The 20,134-nt window shown below is 67.4% G+C and carries 18 protein-coding genes and 2 pseudogenes; 10 read left to right on the top strand and 10 right to left on the bottom strand.

Annotation, left to right across the window (positions count from 1 at the left end; translation table 11 throughout):
• Positions 1–24: 24 nt before the first annotated feature.
• The gene (locus tag ACFQDH_RS04495; RefSeq protein WP_382398874.1) at positions 25–1,467 is read right to left on the bottom strand and encodes an MFS transporter; all 1,443 of its coding nucleotides are present in this window, start codon (positions 1,465–1,467) and stop codon (positions 25–27) included.
• 101 nt (positions 1,468–1,568) lie between these two features.
• Between ACFQDH_RS04495 and ACFQDH_RS04490 the strand changes: the two genes are divergently transcribed.
• The 6 genes from ACFQDH_RS04490 to ACFQDH_RS04465 all read left to right on the top strand — a co-directional run bounded on the left by ACFQDH_RS04490 (position 1,569) and on the right by ACFQDH_RS04465 (position 10,168).
• Positions 1,569–2,477 (top strand): helix-turn-helix transcriptional regulator, encoded by a 909-nt coding sequence (locus ACFQDH_RS04490; RefSeq protein ID WP_382398872.1) that lies wholly within the window; start codon positions 1,569–1,571, stop codon positions 2,475–2,477.
• Between the two features lie 170 nt (positions 2,478–2,647).
• On the top strand, positions 2,648–4,843 hold the full coding sequence (locus ACFQDH_RS04485; RefSeq protein ID WP_382398870.1) for an MMPL family transporter: 2,196 nt from the start codon (positions 2,648–2,650) through the stop codon (positions 4,841–4,843).
• Positions 4,844–4,853: 10 nt separating this feature from the next.
• Complete coding sequence (locus ACFQDH_RS04480) at positions 4,854–6,182, top strand: sensor histidine kinase (protein ID WP_382398868.1); 1,329 nt, start codon at positions 4,854–4,856, stop codon at positions 6,180–6,182.
• The gene (locus tag ACFQDH_RS04475; protein WP_382398866.1) at positions 6,179–6,853 is read left to right on the top strand and encodes a response regulator; all 675 of its coding nucleotides are present in this window, start codon (positions 6,179–6,181) and stop codon (positions 6,851–6,853) included. The genes ACFQDH_RS04480 and ACFQDH_RS04475 overlap by 4 nt, the downstream gene beginning before the upstream one ends.
• Before the next feature lie 221 nt (positions 6,854–7,074).
• Positions 7,075–8,817, top strand: coding sequence for a phospholipase D-like domain-containing protein (locus ACFQDH_RS04470; RefSeq protein ID WP_382398864.1), 1,743 nt, complete (start codon positions 7,075–7,077; stop codon positions 8,815–8,817).
• Between the two features lie 193 nt (positions 8,818–9,010).
• Positions 9,011–10,168, top strand: a complete 1,158-nt coding sequence (locus ACFQDH_RS04465; protein WP_382398862.1) for a lactonase family protein — start codon at positions 9,011–9,013, stop codon at positions 10,166–10,168.
• A gap of 2 nt (positions 10,169–10,170) precedes the next feature.
• Here the strand turns inward: ACFQDH_RS04465 and ACFQDH_RS04460 are convergent, their stop codons facing one another.
• The 6 genes from ACFQDH_RS04460 to ACFQDH_RS04435 all read right to left on the bottom strand — a co-directional run bounded on the left by ACFQDH_RS04460 (position 10,171) and on the right by ACFQDH_RS04435 (position 13,853).
• The gene (locus ACFQDH_RS04460; protein ID WP_382398860.1) at positions 10,171–10,383 is read right to left on the bottom strand and encodes a hypothetical protein; all 213 of its coding nucleotides are present in this window, start codon (positions 10,381–10,383) and stop codon (positions 10,171–10,173) included.
• Complete coding sequence (locus tag ACFQDH_RS04455) at positions 10,380–11,072, bottom strand: sigma-70 family RNA polymerase sigma factor (RefSeq protein ID WP_382398858.1); 693 nt, start codon at positions 11,070–11,072, stop codon at positions 10,380–10,382. Before ACFQDH_RS04455 ends, ACFQDH_RS04460 begins: the two co-directional genes overlap by 4 nt.
• Before the next feature lie 62 nt (positions 11,073–11,134).
• Entirely contained in the window at positions 11,135–11,779 is a 645-nt protein-coding gene (locus tag ACFQDH_RS04450; RefSeq protein WP_382398856.1) for a hypothetical protein, read from the bottom strand.
• A gap of 15 nt (positions 11,780–11,794) precedes the next feature.
• Positions 11,795–12,514: a class F sortase gene (locus ACFQDH_RS04445; protein ID WP_382398854.1), complete on the bottom strand. Its 720-nt coding sequence runs from the start codon at positions 12,512–12,514 to the stop codon at positions 11,795–11,797.
• 6 nt (positions 12,515–12,520) lie between these two features.
• Entirely contained in the window at positions 12,521–13,294 is a 774-nt protein-coding gene (locus ACFQDH_RS04440; protein ID WP_382398852.1) for a hypothetical protein, read from the bottom strand.
• A gap of 142 nt (positions 13,295–13,436) precedes the next feature.
• Positions 13,437–13,853: a hypothetical protein gene (locus ACFQDH_RS04435; RefSeq protein WP_382398850.1), complete on the bottom strand. Its 417-nt coding sequence runs from the start codon at positions 13,851–13,853 to the stop codon at positions 13,437–13,439.
• A gap of 112 nt (positions 13,854–13,965) precedes the next feature.
• Here ACFQDH_RS04435 and ACFQDH_RS04430 point away from each other — a divergent pair, with 112 nt between their 5' ends.
• The 3 genes and pseudogenes from ACFQDH_RS04430 to ACFQDH_RS04420 all read left to right on the top strand — a co-directional run bounded on the left by ACFQDH_RS04430 (position 13,966) and on the right by ACFQDH_RS04420 (position 17,651).
• A complete protein-coding gene (locus tag ACFQDH_RS04430) occupies positions 13,966–14,994 on the top strand; it encodes a GNAT family N-acetyltransferase (RefSeq protein ID WP_382398848.1) in 1,029 nt (342 codons plus the stop codon).
• A gap of 32 nt (positions 14,995–15,026) precedes the next feature.
• A pseudogene (gene rocD / locus ACFQDH_RS04425) lies at positions 15,027–16,249 on the top strand (ornithine--oxo-acid transaminase).
• Positions 16,250–16,331: 82 nt separating this feature from the next.
• The gene (locus ACFQDH_RS04420) at positions 16,332–17,651 is read left to right on the top strand and encodes a lipase family protein (RefSeq protein WP_382398846.1); all 1,320 of its coding nucleotides are present in this window, start codon (positions 16,332–16,334) and stop codon (positions 17,649–17,651) included.
• A gap of 25 nt (positions 17,652–17,676) precedes the next feature.
• Here the strand turns inward: ACFQDH_RS04420 and ACFQDH_RS04415 are convergent, their stop codons facing one another.
• On the bottom strand, positions 17,677–18,345 hold the full coding sequence (locus ACFQDH_RS04415) for a class I SAM-dependent DNA methyltransferase (protein WP_382398844.1): 669 nt from the start codon (positions 18,343–18,345) through the stop codon (positions 17,677–17,679).
• Positions 18,346–18,481: 136 nt separating this feature from the next.
• Here ACFQDH_RS04415 and ACFQDH_RS04410 point away from each other — a divergent pair, with 136 nt between their 5' ends.
• A complete protein-coding gene (locus ACFQDH_RS04410; protein WP_382398842.1) occupies positions 18,482–19,288 on the top strand; it encodes a hypothetical protein in 807 nt (268 codons plus the stop codon).
• Here the strand turns inward: ACFQDH_RS04410 and ACFQDH_RS04405 are convergent.
• Positions 19,201–19,676 (bottom strand): annotated as a pseudogene (locus ACFQDH_RS04405) (aminoacyl-tRNA deacylase). The gene ACFQDH_RS04410 and the pseudogene ACFQDH_RS04405 overlap by 88 nt on opposite strands.
• A 19-nt stretch (positions 19,677–19,695) precedes the next feature.
• Positions 19,696–19,887, bottom strand: a complete 192-nt coding sequence (locus ACFQDH_RS04400) for a hypothetical protein (RefSeq protein WP_382398840.1) — start codon at positions 19,885–19,887, stop codon at positions 19,696–19,698.
• Positions 19,888–20,134 lie beyond the last annotated feature (247 nt).

Below are 20,134 nucleotides of genomic sequence, written 5' to 3'. Positions count from 1 at the left end.
CTCCTTCGGGAGGGGTGGTGTGGGTCAGTGATTGGTGCGGCGTAGCCGAATCAGTTTGGTAATGAAGAGGGTCAGCACGACGAGCAGCGCGAGAGCGAGGATCGCGGCGGCGACCTCGAGCGCGACATGGACCTGTGCGGTGAGCACGGCCGACGCGGTGTCGCGCCCGGCGCCGGCGTGAGCCGACACCGTGACGAGCACACCGAGACCGACCGCGGAGCCCACCTGGTGGAAACTGTTGATCAGGCCTGATGCGGCTCCGGCGTCCGACGACTGGACACCGGCGAGTCCGAGGCTGGTGACAGGGGCGAAGACGAGCCCCTGGCCGATGCCGATCAGCAGCATCGGTGCTGCGACCGCGGTCCAGTAGGAACTGCCCGTGCCGACCTGTGCGAGCCAGAGCATCCCGACCGCCGCGAGTCCGACGCCGGCCGCCAGCGGCACGTTCTGTCCGAGCCGTTGGGTGACCCGCGGCACCGCCATTGCGACCACGAAGTTGACGACCGTCATCGGCAGGAAGCCGAAACCCGCTGCGAGAGCAGTGAATCCGAGCACACCTTGCATGTACTGCGAGGTGAAGAAGAAGAAACCCATCATCGCGGCCATGTAGAGCATCCGCGTCAGGTAGCCGACGACGCGTTCGTGGGACGCGAAGAGCCGCAACGGCATGATCGGCTGCTGCGCCCGGCGCTCCCCGGCGACGAGCGCTGCCATCAGCACCGCGCCGATGACGACGGATCCGACGGTGGTCGGTGCGCCCCATCCGGAGCCGGCCGCATGGATGATGCCGAACACCAGAGCGCCCACGCCGAGCGTCGCGGTCAGCGCTCCGGTGACGTCGAACCGTCCCGGTTGCCGCGGCGTCTCCGGCAGGAAGCGCGGCGCGAGGACCATCATGGCGACGCCGATCGGGACATTGATGAAAAAGCCCACCCGCCAGGAAATTTCGGCCGCCAGTGCACCACCGATCACCAAGCCGAGGCTGGCTCCGATGCCAGCTGTGGCGCCATACAGACCGATCGCCTTCACACGTTCCCTGCCGGCCGGGAACGACGCCGTCAGCAGCGACAGTGACGACGGCGCGACGATCGCCGCCCCGATGCCCTGTATGGCGCGAGCCGCGACCGCGAACCAACCCGTCGGAGCCACGCCCACGAGCAGCGACGCGAGCGAGAAGATCGCCAGGCCGACGATGAAGACCCGGCGCCGGCCGAGCAGGTCGCCGGCGCGTGCCCCGAGAAGCAGGAGACCCCCGAAGACCAGCGTGTAGGCGTCCGACACCCACGCCAGGCCGCTGGCGGAGAAGCCGAATGAGGCACGGATCTGCGGGAGTCCGGTGAAGATGATGCTGTTGTCCAGCAGGATCATGAAGTAGCTGAGCAGGATGACGACCAGGATCATCCGGGTGTTCCGAGGCGTGGTCTCGGCAGCACCGGACCCGGCTCGGGCAGTCGTCGTTGTTGTCACGACACCCACTGTCGGGGTCGCGGCGGCCGGGCGGCAGTGCCTGTTCTTCCAGGTAACGCCAGTACCTCCCACTGGTGCTGGTCGGCGCCTACCGTGAAGATATGAACGATGCCGAACACTGCGCCGAGGTCAAGGAGTTCCTGTCCTCCCGCCGCGCCCGCGTGACTCCCGATCGGGCTGGGCTGCCGGCATACGGCGGCACCAACCGTCGGGTCCCAGGGCTCCGTCGTGAGGAAGTCGCGTTGCTCGCCGGTGTGAGCATCGACTACTACGTGCGGATGGAGCGCGGCAACCTCGCCGGCGCATCCGATTCCGTCCTCGACGGTGTTGCCTCCGCCCTGCAGCTGGACGAGGCCGAGCGCGAGCACCTCTTCGCGCTGGCCCGCGCCGCCGGTCCCGGTGCTCGCCGCCGCGCGCGCACGACGCCGACTAGCGTGCGGCCCGCCATACAGCAGATGTTGGACGCGTTCACGGGAGCGCCGGCGTGGGTACGCAATGCCCGGCACGACATCATCGCGACGAATGAGCTTGCGCGAGCGCTCTATTCACCGGTGCTGCGCTCGGCCGTCGCCGGGCCGACGAGCACCCGGAAGGCCAACACCACCCGCTTCATGTACCTCGACCCGGCCGCGCAGGACTTCTTCATCGAGTACGAACGTATGGCGCAGGACGCCGCAGCCATGCTGCGGCTCGAAGCCGGACACAACCCGTACGACACCGAGCTGCACAGTCTCGTCGGTGAGCTGTCCACCAAGAGCGAGCTGTTCCGGCAGAACTGGGCTGCGCACAACGTGAAGTTCCACCGCAGCGGCCGAAAACGCCTGCGGCACCCCGCTGTTGGCGAGCTCGACCTGAATTTCGAAGGCATGGACATGCCGGCCGAACCTGGCCTGCGGCTCAACGTCTACACCGCCGATCCCGGCTCGCCCACGGACGACGGGCTCAAACTGCTGGCGGCGTGGGCGGCCAGTCAGTCGATCGGAGCAACGGAGCTTTCCCAGGATCGGTGATCCTGTCGGGCGTGACGCCTGCGTGAATGTACTGCATCCGCGGTAGGCGCGAATGCCCACGATCGGACGATTTCAGCGGCCACCGCAGCGGCAACCCTGGGTATGCCGCGAAATCTTCGCGGACATCCACGCCGATCGTCGAAGGGTTCCACCGTGTCCGCTCTTGCCAGATGGTGCAGCAAGCACCACTTCGTTGTTCTCGGGGGTGGATCGGCACCCTGGTGGTGCTGGCTGCCCTGCTCGCCTCGATGGGCACCGGATTCAAGGACGTCACCGGTCTCCCCAGCAGCGAGTCCTCCCACGCCTACAGCCTGCTCGGGACGTCCTCGAACAGCAGCACCCAGACCGGGCGGATCGCCTGGCGCACCGACGGAGCGGCGGTCGACTCGGCCGCGGTCCGGGCCGAGACGACGACCATGCTCGACGAGGTTGCCAAGCTTCCGGGCGTCCTCAAGGTGACGAGTCCCTACACCCGTGCGGGGGACGGCCAGCTGAGCGCGTCACACCACACGGCGTACGCAAACGTCACGATCAACACCGACAAGGCCGACGTCACCGACGTCGATCACGCCGTGCAGAAAGTGGTCGGCAGTCACCTCGACGTCACGCTCGGCGGTCAGGCATTCGCGCCACAGACCAAGGGCGGCGGTCCCGCCGAGATCATCGGCATCCTGGCCGCGCTGGCGGTTCTGCTGCTCGTCTTCCGGTCGGTCTGGGCGGCTGCGCTCCCCATCATCACCGGCGTGGCCGGGGTGATCACCTCGCTGTTGCTGGTCATGCTCGCCTCGCACGTTGTCGACCTGTCGTCGAACGTGATCACGATGGGGTCGCTGATCGGCCTCGGGGTCGGCATCGACTATTCGTTGTTCATCGTCAACCGGCACCGCAAAGCGCTGATGTCGGGATCGTCGGTCGCGGAGGCAGCCGGACAGGCCGCTGACACCTCCGGCCGGGCGGTCATCTTCGCCGGACTGACCGTCATCGCGGCACTGCTGGCCATGGTTGTCGTCGGAATGAGCGTGCTGACCGGGATGGGGCAGGCCGCCGCCATCACCGTCGCGTTCACCGTGCTCGCGGCATTGACCCTGCTGCCGGCGCTGCTCGGACTCTTCGGTCTCCGGGTGCTGTCCAAACGGCAGCGGGCCCAGTTGGCCGCAGGTGATCTCGACAACGCGGATGGAGAGGGCGGGTCGGGGCGCAGCACGCCGGCCGCCGCGTGGGGTCGGTTGGTCACCCGCGGTCCCAAGCGGATGATCGTGCTCGCCGGGGTAGTGCTGGCGATCGTTGCGATCCCGACGCTGAGCTTGCGCATTGGCAACGCCGATGCCAGCACCGACCCGGGACAGTCGCAGTCGCGGCAGTACTACGAGATGATGTCGCCCGCGTTCGGCAAGGGCGTCGACGCCGGCCTGGTGCTGGTGGCATCGACACCCGATCAGGGCGCGACTCGCGCGCTCGACTCTCTCGCCGACCAGGTGGCGAAAACCGCTGGTGTCGCGACGGTTACTCCGCCTCAGGTCGCCCGCCAGGGTGTCTCGGTCGTGCAGGTCACCCCGACAACGAGTGCCGGGAGCCAGCAGACGGAGGACCTGGTCAACCACCTGCGAGACGACGTCATCCCCGCCGCCGAGGCCGGCAGCGCGCTGCATGTGTATGTCGGCGGCGAGACCGCCAGCAACATCGACATCGCGCAGGCACTGATGAGCAAGCTGCCGCTCTATCTGGCGCTCGTCGCGATACTCGGGTTCCTGTTGTTGGTGATTGCATTCCGCAGTCTGCTGGTGCCGTTGGTGGGTGCCATCAGCAACTTGGCGACCATCGTGGTAGGCCTTGGTTTCATCACCGCGATCTTCCAATGGGGTTGGGGCACAAGCCTGCTCGGCGTCGGCGATGGCGGGCCGGTCTCCTACATCGTCCCGGTGATGATCGTCGGAGTGATGTTCGGTCTGTCGATGGACTATCAGGTCTTCCTGGTCAGCCGCATGCACGAGGAGTGGACGCACGCCGCAGACAACGACAGATCGATCCGGGTGGGACTGAAGGAGACCGCCAAGGTGATCGCGACCGCCGCCACCATCATGTTGTGTGTCTTCGCGTCGTTCGGGTTCAGCGGCGAACGCATCGTTGCCTCGATTGGCGTCGGCCTCGCGCTGGCCGTGGTGGTGGACGCGTTCGTTGTCCGGATGGTGCTCGTACCTGCGCTGATGAAGGTCCTCGGCGCCCGCAACTGGGCCTACCCGCGCTGGGCCGACAAGATCACTCCGCACGTCTCCGTCGAGGGTCCCGGCACGGCTACCCTCGGAGACCAGCAGGTCTCCGCGGAGGCGCCGAGGCGACTCGCGATCGCCGAGAACGAGAGGCCGTGACGGGCACCCAGTGAGCACGACCAGCCAACGTCGTCAACCCGGCCGCGATCTCGTCGTGGCCGGGTGGGCGTGGTTGACCGAACCCGGTGACCGGCCCACCCGAGCGGACCGGTCGGCGACCGCGATTGCCCTGGTGGTGATGCTCGCCGCAGTGATCCTGCGCAGCCGGCACGCCGAATACCCCGGGGCCGAGCGGCTCGTGTTCACCGTGCTGGCGTGGCTGCCGCTGCTCGTACGCACCAGGTGGCCCGGACTCGTGCTGGTCGCGACCCTGTTCGTCGAGGCGCTGCAGCTGATCGTGATGCGCGACCAGGGCGCCGACATACCCACGGCCGTCGCGGTCGCCGCCTATCAACCGGTGCCCGTGGCGACAATGCTCGCCGTTTACACCGTTGCCACCCGGCGACCGCAGCAGCAAGGGTGGCTCACTGCCTCCGCGGTGGCGGGGTTTCTGGCGATCGTCGCGCTGCTCTTCCAACCCCTGTCGCTCTGGGGCACCGACCTGGTCATGGTCGAGCTGGTCGTCCTCGCCGCGGTCCCTGGCGTCATCTCGCGAAGCCGGCAGGACCAGCGCCTGCGACGCGCTCGCAGTGCCGCCGATAACACCCGCCAGGCGGTGATCGAGGAACGCCTGCGCATCGCCCGGGAGTTGCACGACGCCCTCGCCCACAACCTCACCCTCATCAATGCGCAGGCCGGAGTCGCGGACTACCTGATGACGCAGGACCCGGAATCGGCCCGAGCAGCATTGTGGGGCATCACTACTCACACTTCGGCTGCCATCGACGATCTGCGCGGCACGATCGGGCTGTTGCGTCGAGATGGCGATCCGGCCCACTCCGAGCCGCGAGGCGCGGACGACCCACTCGCCCCGCTGCCGGGTGTGCGAGCCCTTGGCTCGCTGCTTGACCGCTTCCGGGCGGCAGGGGTCGAGGTCGTCATGGTCGTGTATGGCGAGCCGTTCGACCTCCCCCAGCAGGTCGACCTGGCTGTTTACCGGATCGTGCAGGAGGCCGTCACCAACGCAGCCAAGCATGCCTCCGGTGCCGAGGTCGCCGTGGCGATGACCTGGACCGACGCGGAGGTCGGCATCGCCATACACAACGCGGCCGGCCGCGATGCCGTCCGCCCGCCCGCGACAGCTGGAACCGGGCACGGCCTGATCGGCATGCGCGAGCGAGCGCTGGCCGTCGGCGGGACCTTTCGCGCGGGGGCGACTGCGGACGGCGGGTTCGCCGTCGCGGCACGGCTGCCCGTTCCACGGCGCCGGCACCGCGCCGACGGTGACATACCACCCGAACCGGATCGCGAATCTCCTGAAAGACACGGCGCACCATGACTATTCGCATCGCCCTCGCAGATGACCAGGAGCTCCTGCGAGCCACCTTCAAGCTGCTCATCGACGCTGCGCCTGACATGGAGGTGGTCGCAGAAGCATCCACCGGGGCGGAGGCCATCGAGCGGGTCCGCGAAGCGCTGCCCGACGTGGTGGTCATGGACATCCGGATGCCGGATCTGGACGGCGTCGAAGCGACCCGACGGATCAGTGCGGACCGTGCGCTGGCGGCGGTTCACATCCTGATGCTGACCACCTTCGAGACCGACGACCTGGTGATCGCGGCGATGCGCGCAGGGGCTTCCGGGTTCCTCGGCAAGGGTGTCACCCCGGCCGTCCTGCTGGACGCCATCCGCACCGTCGCAGCCGGAGAGTCGCTCCTGTCACCCGCGGCGACGACGGCCTTGCTGCGGCGGTTCCTGTCCACTCCGGTTTCCAATGCGGCGGCCGCGCTGCCGCAACTGGTCGCTCTCACCGCGCGAGAGCGGGAGATCGCCATCCTGGTTGCGCGCGGGCTGTCCAACGACGAGATCGCCGAGCGCCTCGTGATCAGCCCGGCGACTGCGAAGACACACGTCAATCGCGCCATGACCAAGGTTCATGCCCGCGATCGTGCCCAGCTGGTCGTGTTCGCCTACGAGAACGGCCTGATGGCAACAGGTTCGGGACTTTGACTGGAAGCCTCCTTTTCGGGAGTTCGCTCGATCATGGCTGAATGCTGAGTGATGGCAGGCTGATTGAACGGCAAAGGGAACGTACGACTTCGGTTCTGGTTCGCTATGGAAACGGTTCGAGCCACCTGATCGCTCATACGCTGCCGCTCGCGAAAGCCGCCCCGATCATCCCTGGCCGGCGGCTTGCGCTTCCTTTCCACCCACTCGCAAGGAGGCCATCCGTGAAGACCAAGCACTGGCTCGTCAGCACCATCTGCGCCGCGACCACTGTCGCGGCGGGCATGTTCTTCCCGCTCGCCGGGGCTGCGAACGCTGCCGGCGACTACTCACTCGTCGTCCTGCCCGACCAGGGCGAAAGCGCGATCTACAACTTCGTGAACACCGCGACCAAATCGGTCGACGTCACGATCTACGAGTTGCGCGACACCACCCTGGTGAACGACCTGGTCGCGAAAGAGAAGGCCGGCGTCAACGTCCGCGTCATCTTCGACTCCCAGCACTCCTCGATCGACGGCCCGGCATACACCGCATTGCAGAACGCCGGTGCGGGAGTGACGTATTCGTCGTCGGCATTCGTCTACACCCATCAGAAGACGATCACCGTCGACGGGACGAAGTCCTACATCAGCACCGGCAACTTCGACACGACCTACTACTCCACCTCGCGCGACTACGGGGTCTTCGACACCAACCAGTCGGACGTATCCGCGATCGAGACGGTCTTCAACGCCGACTATGCCAAGCAGTCGATCACGCCCTCTGACGGAGCAGACCTCGTGTGGTCGCCGACCGACTCACAGACCCAGATCCTCGGCGTGATCAATGGTGCGCAGCACAGTCTCGACGTGCAGGAGGAGGAGTTCGGAGACCCGACGCTGGTCAACGCGGTCGTCGCCGATGCCAAGCGCGGTGTCGCGGTCCGAGTCGTCGCGGAGAACGAAAGTAACTCGTACACCACGCAGTTGAACGAGGTCACCGCCGCCGGTGGACAGGTAAAGACCTACACGAGTTCCACCGGCTATTACATCCACGCGAAGGCGATCGTCGCCGACTACGGCACCTCGACGGCCAAGGTCTTCGCCGGCTCGGAGAACTTCTCGGACAACTCCCTCAACCACAACCGGGAGCTGGGCCTCATCGTCACGGACTCCGGCATCGTGAGCGGGATCGAGCAGGCCTTCGACAACGACTTCGGTGGCGGTTCCACCAGCGCGGTCAGCGTCACCAACCCGGGCAGCCAGTCGTCCACGGTCGGCACACCCGTCTCGCTGCAGATCAAGGCCACCGACTCGAGCGGCGGTGCGCTGAGCTACTCGGCCAGCGGACTGCCGGCGGGGCTGTCGATCAACGCTTCGACCGGGCTGATCACTGGCACGCCGACTGCGGCGGCAACTTCGAATGTAACTGTCACCGCAAAGGATTCGAGCGGGGCATCGGGTCAGGCGTCGTTCGGCTGGACCGTGGCGACCTCCGGTGGCGGTGGCGGCTGCACAGCCGGCCAGCTGCTCGGCAACCCCGGGTTCGAGAGCGGGACTGCGGCGCCATGGGCCGTGTCGTCCTCGCAGGTCTTGTATGGCGGCACCAAGGAACCCGCACGCACCGGTTCCTGGGACGCCTGGCTGGACGGCTACGGGACCACGCACAGCGACACGCTCGCGCAGAGCGTTGCGCTGCCGGCCGGCTGCACGGTGAAGGCGTCCTTCTGGATGCACATCGACACCGCAGAGACGTCGACGACAACCAAGTACGACACGCTCAAGCTGCAACTGCTCGCCGCCGACGGCACCGTGCTGCGCAACCTCTACACCTACTCGAATCTCAACGCCAACACCGGCTACAGCCAGCACACGTTCGACCTGTCGTCGTATGCCGGCCAGACGGTGACGCTGAAGTTCACCGGAGTCGAGGACTCGCAGAAGCAGACCAGCTTCGTCATCGACGACACGTCCGTCGCGACGTCTTGACGCCGAAGTCGGTATGACGAGTCCGGCGATGGTGGAAGGCGCAATTCGAACAGTTCCGTAATGCCGGCAATCGGTATGACCGGCGAGCGGTTCGACGCTCATGAGATGTCGTCGAGGCGGCACGAGCCGAACGGGCTCGTGTCGCCCCGGCGACGGACCCACGAGTTCGCTCACCGACCGCAAAGGAACTGCCATGAAATCCATTACCAAGCTCGTAGTCACGTTCGGGACCGTCGCTGCCACGGGAGTCCTCGCGGCCGCTCCGGCGATGGCTGCGACCAGCCACGCCGGGGCGTCATACAGCGGACCTACCGGTCAGGGAGTCGTGTTCGTGCAGAACGACGATCCGGCGGGAAACACGATCGTCGCCTACGACCGCACCGGTTCCGGCGGGCTCGCCCAGGCGGGTTCCTATCGCACCGGCGGCGCCGGTGGCGTGCTGTCCGGCTCGGTCGTCGACCACCTGGCCAGCGAGGGATCGCTCGCCTACGACCGATCGTCCCGCTCCCTGTATGCCGTCAACGCCGGCAGCAACACCCTCACGTCGTTCCGGGTCGCCGGTGACCATCTTGCGCGTCAAGAGGTCGTCTCCACGGGCGGGCAGTTCCCGGTCAGTGTCACGTCGCACGGCAATCTCGTCTTCGTCCTGAACGCACGGGACGGCGGTTCGATCTCCGGCTACCTGCGCGTCGGCGGCGCCTTGCTGCCCGTCCCCTTCTGGCACCGCGACCTGCACCTGAACACCTCGGCACCCGGGCAGGCCGATGAGTTCACCTCGACACCCGGCCAGATCGGGTTCACCCCGGACGGCCGCACGCTGATCGTCTCCACCAAGAACGGCGGCAACACGCTGGACGCATTCCCGATCGGGCTCTTCGGACCGTCGGCACAACCGGTCGTCACTTCGTTGCCCGGGAAGGTGCCCTTCGGTTTCGCATTCGACGCCAGCGGTCACCTCGTGGTCAGCGAAGCGGGGACGAACAGCGTTGCCACGTTCAATGTTTCGCGCAACGGCCACGTGGCGGCCCTGGACACGGCCGCCACCGGTCAGGCAGCGACCTGCTGGATCGCGACGATCGGGAACAAGGTTTATGCGTCGAATGCCGGCAGCGCGAACCTGTCGCGATACACGACGTCATACTCCGGGGCGTTGACCGCTCATGGCGTGACTGCCACCGACCCCGGGACCGTCGACGCGGCGGCATCATCGGACGGGCGCTACCTCTACGCGCAGACCGGCGCCAAGGGGATCGTGGACTCCTACCGGGTCCAGAGCGACGGTTCGCTGGCGAAGACCGGGTCCGTCACCGTGCCGAACGCGGTCGGTGCCGAAGGGATCGTCGCGCTCTGAGCTCACCCGGTCACTGCGGCAAGCAGTCCGTCGAAGTCCTCCGAGCACGGACCGCAGGCCGCAAGGTGCACGCCAATCCCCGGATAGCGTTGCGCTGCATCGGATTCGGCGGCGATGAGGTCGACGTAGACATGCAACATCGCGATGGCCTCATCGCAGCCGACGTCCCGCGGGTCGGTGGCCAGAAAGTGCTCCAGAGCCGTCCATCCGGTCATGACTCGCCCTCCTCGTCTGCGTTCTGGGGTGTCCCGGTGACCGTTCCCAACTGTCCGTTGGCGACGAGAAACAGCCGGATCTTACGGCGGGCGTCAGCAATGGTCTTGTAGATCGCACCACGGCTCGACCCGGTCTGCGCGACGAGCGCGTCCAACGGGACCCCGTTGAGCACGATGGCTACGAACAGTCCCCGTTGGTGCCCGGTCAGGGTCTCGTCGACCGCCTGGCGCACCGCGTCGATCAGTTCACGCTGCTCGGCGAGGTGCTCGGGGCCTGCTCCGAGTCGACCGGGCAGTCGCTCCCATTCCTCGACGTCCAGTTGCGCGTGCGGTTTTCGCCAGTAGTGCCGACCCAGTTTGCCCGAGACTTCCAGCACGACGAACCGATAGGCCCAGGTGGTGAAGCGGCTCTCGCCGCGGAAGGAGTCGAGTTTGGCCAGAATCGCGAGCATCGCGTCGCTGGCTGCCTGGTGGGCGAGGTCGTCGAGCTCAGGACCGGCGATGCCGGTGGACGGACCCCGGCGATTCACTTCGGCGAACGCCACGCGCAGCAGGAGCTCGTGCAGTCGGCTCAGCGCTGTCTCGTGCTGGGGTCCGCTGGCACGCAACTGTGCCAGCCACGCCGTCGTCTCCGCGTCGGCGGGTGCGGACGGCCCGTCGATCGACCGAGCGGGCGGTGAAGGGACCACAACCGCAGGGTACCGAGGGCACATCGTCGAGCGCAGAGCCGACCGGCGCGTTTACGGGGGTGTCAGTCGTGACTCCAGCAGGCAAGCACATCGGTGGCCACGGTGTAGGCGAAGTCCGTCTGGTTGGTGTCGGTGTTACCGAGCGTGCCGGAGAGCTTGCTGGCGTCGACGACCAGGGTGAAATCGTCCTTGGCGAATGCCACCGTGCCAGCACGGTCCTGGAAGCCAGGCAGGCCGAGCGACTGCAGACCGGTGATGGTTCTGCCGCCCGCTGCCTTCTTCCGGTCCTGCAGGTAACTCCGTGCAGCGTCGTTGTCCGGCGACTGGTGCACCGTCAGCACGAGCGGCCCAGCTGCGAGGTCGTAACGGCAGGTGTAGAGCGTGCCGTCCCACGTCGCATGCCCGAGCGGGGCCTGCGACAAGTGCAGCAGCTTGCCGATATTGGCACGAATGTCGTCGGAGCAGACCATCTTCGCGGTGTCGGGTGCGCTCGTGATGTCGATCTTGGCCGCGTGAGCAGATGGCGCCGAACGACGTTGTGACGTGGTGGGATTCACGTCCGCGGGCTGATCTGCCGAACTGGTCGGCGAGCTGTGGGACCCGGTTGGCGCTGCCTGCTGAGTCGCGGCCGACGACCCGCACGCAGCAAGCAGCGAGGCCATAGCGACGATGACGCCAAAGCGACTGGCGGTCTTGCGGAGTGACATGAGTGGCCTCCGTGATCAGGCAGAATGGCTGGACACGAGGTGGGCGTAGACGACGATGTTGTCCACGTAGTGATGGATCGATGTGTCGTAGGCGCCGCCGCAGGTGATCAGCCGGAGCCCGGCGTGATCGAGGTTTCCGTAGACCCGCAGGGTCGGGAAGTCGGCCTTCTTGAAGCGCTCGACGCTGTCGACCTCGAAGACCGCAACCCGATGATCGGCGAGGGTCACCGACGTGCGGTCCCCGGCCCGCAATTGCCCCAGCCGGAAGAACACCGACGGGCCGCTGTCGGAGTCGACGTGCCCGACGATCACCGACGGACCGAGCTGGCCGGGTGTCGGCGAACCGGTGAACCATCCGGCGGGCGTGTTCGCCCGCGACGGAGGTATGGCGACCTCGTCGTGCTTGTCGAGTCCGTACCTCGCCAGCGGCGCGTTCTTGATGCCGATCCTCGGCACGCTCAACGACACCGGCGCGGACCGGGCCAGTATCGGCCCGACGGTCGCAGCCGGCACGGGTGTCGCCTGTGATCCCTGGGAATCCGTGCTGGGGTGGGGCGCCGGCGCGGCGGCATTGCCCTCAGCGGCCGGGTGGGCGGCCGACGTCGGTGGTTGCGGTGCGTGGTGCTGGCCGCGCACTGCGACGACCAGCACCACGGCAGCAGCCACGACCAACACCGCAGCCAGCACGGAAAGGACCGTGCGGTTGCGGCGTCGGCTGCGGCGAGTGGGGGTCACGACGACTCAGCGCTGCTTGCCGAACTTGCGGCGAGCGGCCAAGGTGCCACCGGCACCGAGCGCGAGAACACCTGCGGCATAGAACAATCCGGCATTCTGCAGGCCGGAGGTTCCGCCGCCGCCGGTCTGGACGCCGCCGGTCGGCATACCCGACATCTGCGAGTTGACGACCTTGCCGCAGAGCGTGGGTGAGGTCGCGGCCAGCGGCAGCGACGGCACCAGGTCACTCTTCTCGCCCTGGGCCTGCTTGGAGAGTTTCGACGGGTCGAGACCGTGCACCACGATGACCGCGGAGCCGTTCTTCAGATCGGCGATCGTCGTCGAATCCAGTGTGATGGTGCGCTGATAGGTGTAGCTCCCGCCACTGGGGGCGATCTTGATGTTGGTCCCCGACGCCGGGCTGGTGTCACCCGACGTGGACAAGGTCGTCACGATGCCGCCGTAGTGCGGCGCGCCCTCGGTGGTGCTGATGACGCCGTCTCCGTTCTTGTCCGCCGACATGTCCGGGCACATACCCATCGCGCCGCCGTGGATGTGCTGCACGTGCGGGTAGGGCGCACCCATGAAGGTGGCAGCCAGACCGGTGGTCTTCTCGGTGATGACCGCCTGGTTGCCGGTCAGCTTGAGCCAGAACGTGCCCGAGGCGCCCGAGCCGTTGATGGACTGAAGAGTCGCCTGGTAGGACGTCGAACTGTCGGCCGCATGTGCTGCCGGAGCCGCGGCCATGCCCAGACACACCGCCGCAGCGGCGGGGGCAAGGAGTAGAGCCTGCTTCTTCATGAGACTTCCTCTGTTCCTTCGGGTTGAATGCCGGCGCACATATGCACTCCGACCGTGTGGCGTGCCGCTGTGGGCACGGTCACCCCCGTGGTTCGTGGCCCTGAAGATTCCGGATGGGACGAACGACGACAAACTTTTCGGGTTACGACCAGGCCATCTGCGACGTATGCCGTCCCCGGCCACGAATGGCGAGGCCTGCCGCGACGATCACAACGGATTCGCTGAGAACAGAGACGATCCCGAGCGGCTCGAACCAATTGCCCACATCGTCGGCAAGCATCGGGAAGGCGACCAGTCGAGTAGCGGCGTACCCGACGACCGCGAGGCCGCAGGTCAGCACCGAGAGCGCGTAGACCCGTTCGCTGTCACGCACCGTCAACGTCGCCGCGAGCACCAGGCAGGCCGCTGTCAACACGATGAAGAGCGCACCCATGTATGGCGCTTCATCCAGATGCGGCGCTATCACCGGCACGTGCGCGGCTGCGGCGACCACTGCCGCGACGACGACCAGCGGCCGGAAACGAGAATTCAATGACGGCCCCAGGGCACGATTCAGCATGGCGACTCCTTCGCGATCGGCGTGCGACGACTACTCGTCACATGCGGTGGTTCGTCACGGAGGCGGATTCGGATCGGAACGGGGCCCATATACTCGGCGTGCTATCGCGAGGGTGGCCGAAAATCTGCTGCGGCGACTACCGTCCACCGGCCAAGATCGACGGTATGACGATCGAACCCCCGCCACTCCCGACTTCGCCGGGCTCGGGTTGGACCCGGTGTCCTTCCCGGGCTGGGAGGCTCGGGCGCTGCGGTTCACCGACGCTGCAGCGGTCGCAACGACGATGGCCGCCTCCGAGCTACACGACACGGGCGAGGTGGGCATCGAGGAGGCCGACATCGTGAGCGACTGGCAGCGGCCGTCCTTCGACGTCGGCGCGAGCACGGTTGGTGTCTTCACCCCGGCTGGGGAGCTGGCGGCATACGCGGAGTACCCGGGGCGCGATCGGTATGACGCGACGGTCCAACCGGCCCACCGGGGAAGGGGTTTGGGGACCGCGTTGGCCAGGTGGGTGTGTGTCCGCGCCCGTGCTGTGGGCGCGACGGCGGTCGGTATGCCGGTGCCGCAGGGTTCCGCGGGAGAGCACCTGCTGCGCCGTCTCGGCTATACCGAGCGCTGGACGTCATGGACACTGCGCCTGCCGTCGGACGTGCACATCGAGCAGCGCGCGCTGCCGGACGGCCACCGCATCCGGAACGCCACATCGACGCAGGATCGGCTTGCGGCATACGACGTGCTCGAGGATGCCTTCCTCGAGTGGTCCGTTCGCCAGAAGGCGTCGTATGCCGATTTCGCCGCGCAGACCTACCAGCGGCCCGGCTTCGAGGATTGGCACATGCGCGTCCTGTGTCGCGACACCCCGGACGGGGAAAGCCTTGTGGGAGCACTGTTTTCGGTCATCGACACCAATCACGGCACGCTGTATGTCGACCGGCTCGCCGTTCGCGCAGATGCACGCGGTCGGGGCTTTGCCCGGGCACTGCTCGCCGATGTCTTCGCGATCGCGCTGGACGACGGCGCCACCGGTTGCGAGCTTTCGACCGACTCCCGGACCGGCGCACTCGGTCTCTACACCGGCCTCGGCATGCAGGTCACCAACACCTGGGTGAACTTGGCGGCACGGCTGCGGGGGATTGACTGACACGACTGCCACCATCCGCGATGCTGGGAGGTATGACGGCGTCCAATGCGAAGAACACTGCGGCCATCGAGGTCGACGACACCTACGTCGCGCACAACTACCACCCGCTGCCCGTCGTGGTCGCCGAGGCCGACGGCGCGTGGGTCACCGACCTGGACGGGAAGCGCTACCTGGACTGCCTGGCCGGCTATTCGGCGCTCAACTTCGGCCACGGGCACCCGAAGCTGCTCGCGACCGCGCACGCCCAGCTGAACCGGGTCACCCTCACCAGTCGGGCCTTCCACAACGCGGAGCTCGGTCCGTTCTGCCGGGCGCTCGCCGCGCTTGCCGGCAAGGATCTGGTCCTGCCGATGAACACCGGCGCGGAAGCGGTCGAGACCGCGATCAAGGTCTCCCGGAAATGGGCGTATGACGTCAAGGGCGTCCCTGCCGATCAGGCGAACATCGTTGTCGCACAGGGGAATTTTCACGGCCGGACCACCACTATCGTCGGGTTCTCCGACGACCCGGACGCACGAGGCGGTTTCGGTCCGGTCACGCCCGGCTTCCGCTCGGTCCCGTATGGCGACCTCGCCGCACTCGACGCAGCCATCGACGACAACACGGCCGCAGTCCTGATGGAGCCGATCCAGGGCGAAGGCGGAGTGATCGTGCCACCGGAAGGCTTCCTGCGTGAGGTCCGGGAGCTCACGACGCGACGGGGGTGCTCTTCGTCGCCGACGAGATCCAGTCCGGCCTGGGCCGCACCGGCACGACGTTCGCGTGTGACCTGGAGGAGGTCGTGCCGGACATCTACATCCTCGGTAAGGCACTCGGCGGTGGCATCGTGCCGGTGTCCGCGATCGTCGCGAACCACGACGTGCTCGACGTCATACATCCCGGCAACCATGGCTCGACCTTCGGCGGCAACCCGCTCGCCGCCGCCGTCGGCCATGCGGTGGTCGACCTGCTCGCAACCGGCGAGTATCAGCAGCGCGCGGCGCGTCTGGGCCGGCGGCTCGACGAGGGGCTGCGTGACCTCATCGATCGAGGCGTCGTCGCCGTCCGCACCCGCGGGCTGTGGGCCGGTGTCGACGTCGACCCCGACCTGATGACCGGCCGCGAACTGTGTGAGCGCCTGGCCGCACGCGGCGTCCTGGCGAAGGAGACCCACGGCTCGACCGTCCGGTTGGCGCCGCCGCTGGTCATCGAGGAGGACGACCTGGACTGGATGCTCGACCAGTTCGCCGCCGTCGTCACCGGTCGAGTCGACTGACTGACGGACCACCATCGATGGTTACCGAGTGGTAACTTTGGCGTGCCCAGCACACACCGACCACCGTCAGAGGCAGCCTATGATGCGTTCCACGATCCGCTCCGCTGCAGCCGTTGCGCTGACTCTCACGGCTTCGGTCGCCGGCGTCGGGGTGGCACCGCTTGCACACGCGACGACCACGGACCCGTTCTTCAGCTACTCGGGAAGCGCGCCACTCTCGTCATACGAGCCGGGTGCGGTGCTCAAGACGCGGACGCTGTCCTATCACGTGCTGGGCATTCCGACACCGGTGAAAGCGGTCCAGATCCTCTACCGGACCATCGACGCCCAGGGTCGTCCGACCGTGAACGTCACCTCGATCCTGAAGCCGGTCGGCGGCGGTGACCCGTCGAAAGCTGTTGCGTACCAGTCGTACTACGACTCCGGAAATCCGGCGGACGGTCCGTCCCGGGCGATTGCCGGCGACGTGCGTCTCGGCAGCGCGCTGTTCGACACGGAGACCCTGATGATCGTGCCGCTGTTGACCCAGGGCTATTCGGTGATCATCGCCGACACGGAAGGCCAGACGGCCGACTTCTTGGCTGCTCCGGAGTACGGCACGAACACGCTGGACTCGATCCGCGCGACGACCCACGATGCGGCCACCGGGCTGAACACCAGCACGCGCATCGGGATGGTCGGCTACTCCGGTGGCTCGATAGCGACGACGTGGGCGGCGCAGCTCGCGCCGAAGTATGCGCCGGACGTCGACAAGCAACTGGTCGGTGCGGCCGTCGGCGGAGTGGTCGTCGACCCCGCCCACATGACGGAGTACGCGAACGGCAGTCTGCTGTGGGCGGGTGTCATGCCGACGATGATGGCGACCACGGCCCGTGCGTATGGCGTCGACCTCTCGCCATACCTCAGCGACTACGGCAAGCAGGTGCTCCCAACCCTGAGCCACGAGGCGATGGTCAACGTCCTCGGTCGCTACCCGTACCTGCGTTGGCAACAGCTGTTCAAACCGCAGTACTCCACCCTCCAGTCCATCCCGCCGCTGGCGCGCACCCTCAACAAGATCAACATGGGCCCGGCCCCGACGCCGACCGTCCCGATGTTCCTCGGGCAGGGCGCCAATGGCGCGCTCGAGGGGACGCTCACCAACAACCTCCCGGGCATCGGCGCCGGCGACGGCATCACCGTCACCGGTGATGTGCGGGCGCTCGCGCGGCAGTTCTGCGCCACCGGCAACAGCAAGATCAGTTACCAGCAGTACGACCTGCTGAGCCACAACACCGCCGAGCCGGGTTGGGCGGTCCAGTCCCTCGGCTGGCTCAACGACCGCTTCGCCGGCAAGGCCGCACCGTCGAGCTGCGGGCACATCGCACCCGGGAACTCGTTGGCGCCACTCGCCACCAGCTGAGTCACCGCGCAGCGGCCGCTGCCGGTCAGTCGTCGCGTTGCCCGACGAGCACCACGGCCCGGCCGGAGCCGACTGCGGGCGTGAGACGCAGCTCTGCCGTCGGCGGCAGCCCGGCCGCCGACAGCATGTCCGCGAGTTGCTCCGGCTGCCAGCGATGCGTGGTCCAGCGCACGGGCACATCGCCATACGCCTCGTTGCGCTGGACGTCCTCGTCGCCGACATGGGTGGCGATGATCAGCTGGCCGCCGGGCTTCAATGCGGTGGCGCAGTGCGCGAGCACTTGCGGCACGAGGTCGCGCGGCAGGTTGAACAGTGACCACCAGCCGAGGATCCCGCCGTGTGACGCGGGCGCGAGGTCCAGCTCGGTCCACGAGCCGACCGCGAAACGGCACTCCGGATGCAGGCGCCGTGCGTTGTCGATCATCCGTGGCGACAGGTCGACTCCCGAGACGTCGACGCCGCGCTCGGCGAGGTATGCGGTCACCGTGCCCGGGCCGCAGCCCACGTCCAGCACCGGCCCGATGCCGGCGACATCGTCGGCGAAGACGTCGATCGCGGCGCGCAGCCAGGGCGGCTGCCGGATGTCGCCCAGTCCGTCGGTCGTCACCATGCGCGCATAGCTGTCTGCGACGGCGTCATACGACGCACGAACAGTGGCCAGGTCGGCGGGGTGCGCAAGAGGCGGAGGCGTCATGGTCACTCATTTCGAGAGGGCTCGGTCGGGCCGTCAGTCAACCCGGAGCCACCGACAGACGCGGCATCACCGACTTTGCTGAGAGAACACGAAGAGCCAGTACCCCGAATCGGCCATTCGCGCGGACAATTGCGGGATGCCTGCCGCACAGCCAGGAGCGTCGACCCCGGCACGACGCGCCGCACAAGTGGCCCTCGACGAACTGACCGATCGCACACCGCGTTCCGACCCGGCGCTGCCACGCACCGGTGGCCCTGCCGGTAACGCACGGATCACCGCCTGGACGGGACTGGTGCTGCTCGTGCTGCTCGCGATCGAGGGGGTGACGGTCCTCGACATACACGGCCTGATCAGCTGGCACATCGTCGTCGGTCTGCTGCTGATCCCGCCGGCCCTGTTGAAGGTCGCCAGCACGGGTTGGCGCATCGTCCGGTTTTACACCGGAGAGCCGTCATACCGGCTGGCGGGGCCGCCACAGTTGGTGATGCGAGTGCTCGGTCCGCTCGTCATACTGCTCACGCTCGCCGTGCTCGCGACCGGCATCGTGGTCGCCGTGCAGGGACCCGCCGAGCGACGCCATGGCCTACTCGGGCTGCCGGTCACCGGGCTCTTCCTGCACCAGGCAACGTTCTTCGCCTGGCTGGCAGTCATGACCCTGCACGTACTCGGGCGGACCGTGCGTGCGGTCAAGATCGCCGGCGGTCGCGCGGGGGACGGGTCGCCGGGGTCAGCGCCCGCATCGCGGTTCTCGCTGGTATGGCGGCCTCGGCCGTCATCCTCGCGGTGGTCCTCGCCGGCCCGTGGATCAGCGCGTGGCAGGACCGGGGCTTCCGGCTCCGGCACTGAGTCGGTCCGTCAGCCCAGTGACTCGGTCACGTCCGCGACGTCGGCGTCCAGCGCCGCAAGCAGTCGCGCCGCGTCGACCGTCGCCGAGACGCCGTGATCGCCGGCGCCGATCGAGATGGTGCCGGTGACACGCGAATCGGCGATCACCGGCCACGGATGCAGCGACCCGAACGGCGTGGTGGTGCCGCGTTCGTAGCCGGTGACGGCGAAGGCGGTCGCCGCGTCGGGCATCGAAAGCCGTTTGACGCCAAGCAGATCCCGAAGCTTCGGCCAGGAGATTTTGCGATCGCCGGGCACCAACACGAAGAGGTAGTCGTCGTCGTCGTCACGGCGTACGACGATGGTCTTGGCGATCTGTGCCGGCTCGATGCCGCGGACGGCGGCCGCCTCGGCGAGGAGTTGACCGGCCCGTGCCGCACGATCTCGTAGGAGATGCCGGACGCAGCCAATGCCTGCGTCGCTCGCTCCTCGCTGCCTGTGGTCACGGTGACTTTCCTCGAGGACTCACACTGCAGTCAGGACGACGAGCACGACCGTCGTCACGGCGAACATCCCGTGCACGAGAACGGCGGGTGGGGGCAGGTGATCCTCGGCGGCGTGTCGAGGCTTATGCGCGTGCCGGCCGCGAGTGATGTTGCCAGCCGCGAACCAGAGGCCGAACATCGTCAGGCCCAACGACGCGACGACGACGAGCACTCCGAGGCAGACCCAGGGCAGCGCCTTCGCCCCACTGACGAGGTACCAGACCCAGATCGCGAGGCCGACCGCAGCGAGTACCGGCGTGACCCAGGATCAGCGGCGGCGCGAAGCGCGACGCGCGACCTTCGGTGCCCTTCTGCAGGCCGCCGTTCGAGATCCAGGTCAGGAGCAGGAACGCGCCCATGGACGCGGCCAGAACCCAGGTGATCAAGGCCGCGATGCTCACGAGTTCCTCCTGAGGCCG

Source organism: Flexivirga alba, assembly GCF_042661025.1.
Lineage (GTDB): Bacteria > Actinomycetota > Actinomycetes > Actinomycetales > Dermatophilaceae > Flexivirga > Flexivirga alba.
The sequence above is the reverse complement of the archived record's forward strand: the minus strand, read 5'-3'. Positions and strand labels throughout refer to the sequence as shown.

Excerpts from the sequence above, each read along its gene's own strand:
- ACFQDH_RS04415 (WP_382398844.1), bottom strand. The coding sequence starts at position 18,345 with ATGACGCCTCCGCCTCTTGCGCACCCCGCCGACCTGGCCACTGTTCGT.
- ACFQDH_RS04450 (WP_382398856.1), bottom strand. The coding sequence starts at position 11,779 with ATGTCACTCCGCAAGACCGCCAGTCGCTTTGGCGTCATCGTCGCTATG.
- ACFQDH_RS04460 (WP_382398860.1), bottom strand. The coding sequence starts at position 10,383 with ATGACCGGATGGACGGCTCTGGAGCACTTTCTGGCCACCGACCCGCGG.
- ACFQDH_RS04420 (WP_382398846.1), top strand. The coding sequence starts at position 16,332 with ATGCGTTCCACGATCCGCTCCGCTGCAGCCGTTGCGCTGACTCTCACG.
- ACFQDH_RS04435 (WP_382398850.1), bottom strand. The coding sequence starts at position 13,853 with ATGCTGAATCGTGCCCTGGGGCCGTCATTGAATTCTCGTTTCCGGCCG.
- ACFQDH_RS04475 (WP_382398866.1), top strand. The coding sequence starts at position 6,179 with ATGACTATTCGCATCGCCCTCGCAGATGACCAGGAGCTCCTGCGAGCC.
- ACFQDH_RS04465 (WP_382398862.1), top strand. The coding sequence starts at position 9,011 with ATGAAATCCATTACCAAGCTCGTAGTCACGTTCGGGACCGTCGCTGCC.
- ACFQDH_RS04490 (WP_382398872.1), top strand. The coding sequence starts at position 1,569 with ATGAACGATGCCGAACACTGCGCCGAGGTCAAGGAGTTCCTGTCCTCC.
- ACFQDH_RS04440 (WP_382398852.1), bottom strand. The coding sequence starts at position 13,294 with ATGAAGAAGCAGGCTCTACTCCTTGCCCCCGCCGCTGCGGCGGTGTGT.
- ACFQDH_RS04485 (WP_382398870.1), top strand. The coding sequence starts at position 2,648 with ATGGTGCAGCAAGCACCACTTCGTTGTTCTCGGGGGTGGATCGGCACC.
- ACFQDH_RS04410 (WP_382398842.1), top strand. The coding sequence starts at position 18,482 with ATGCCTGCCGCACAGCCAGGAGCGTCGACCCCGGCACGACGCGCCGCA.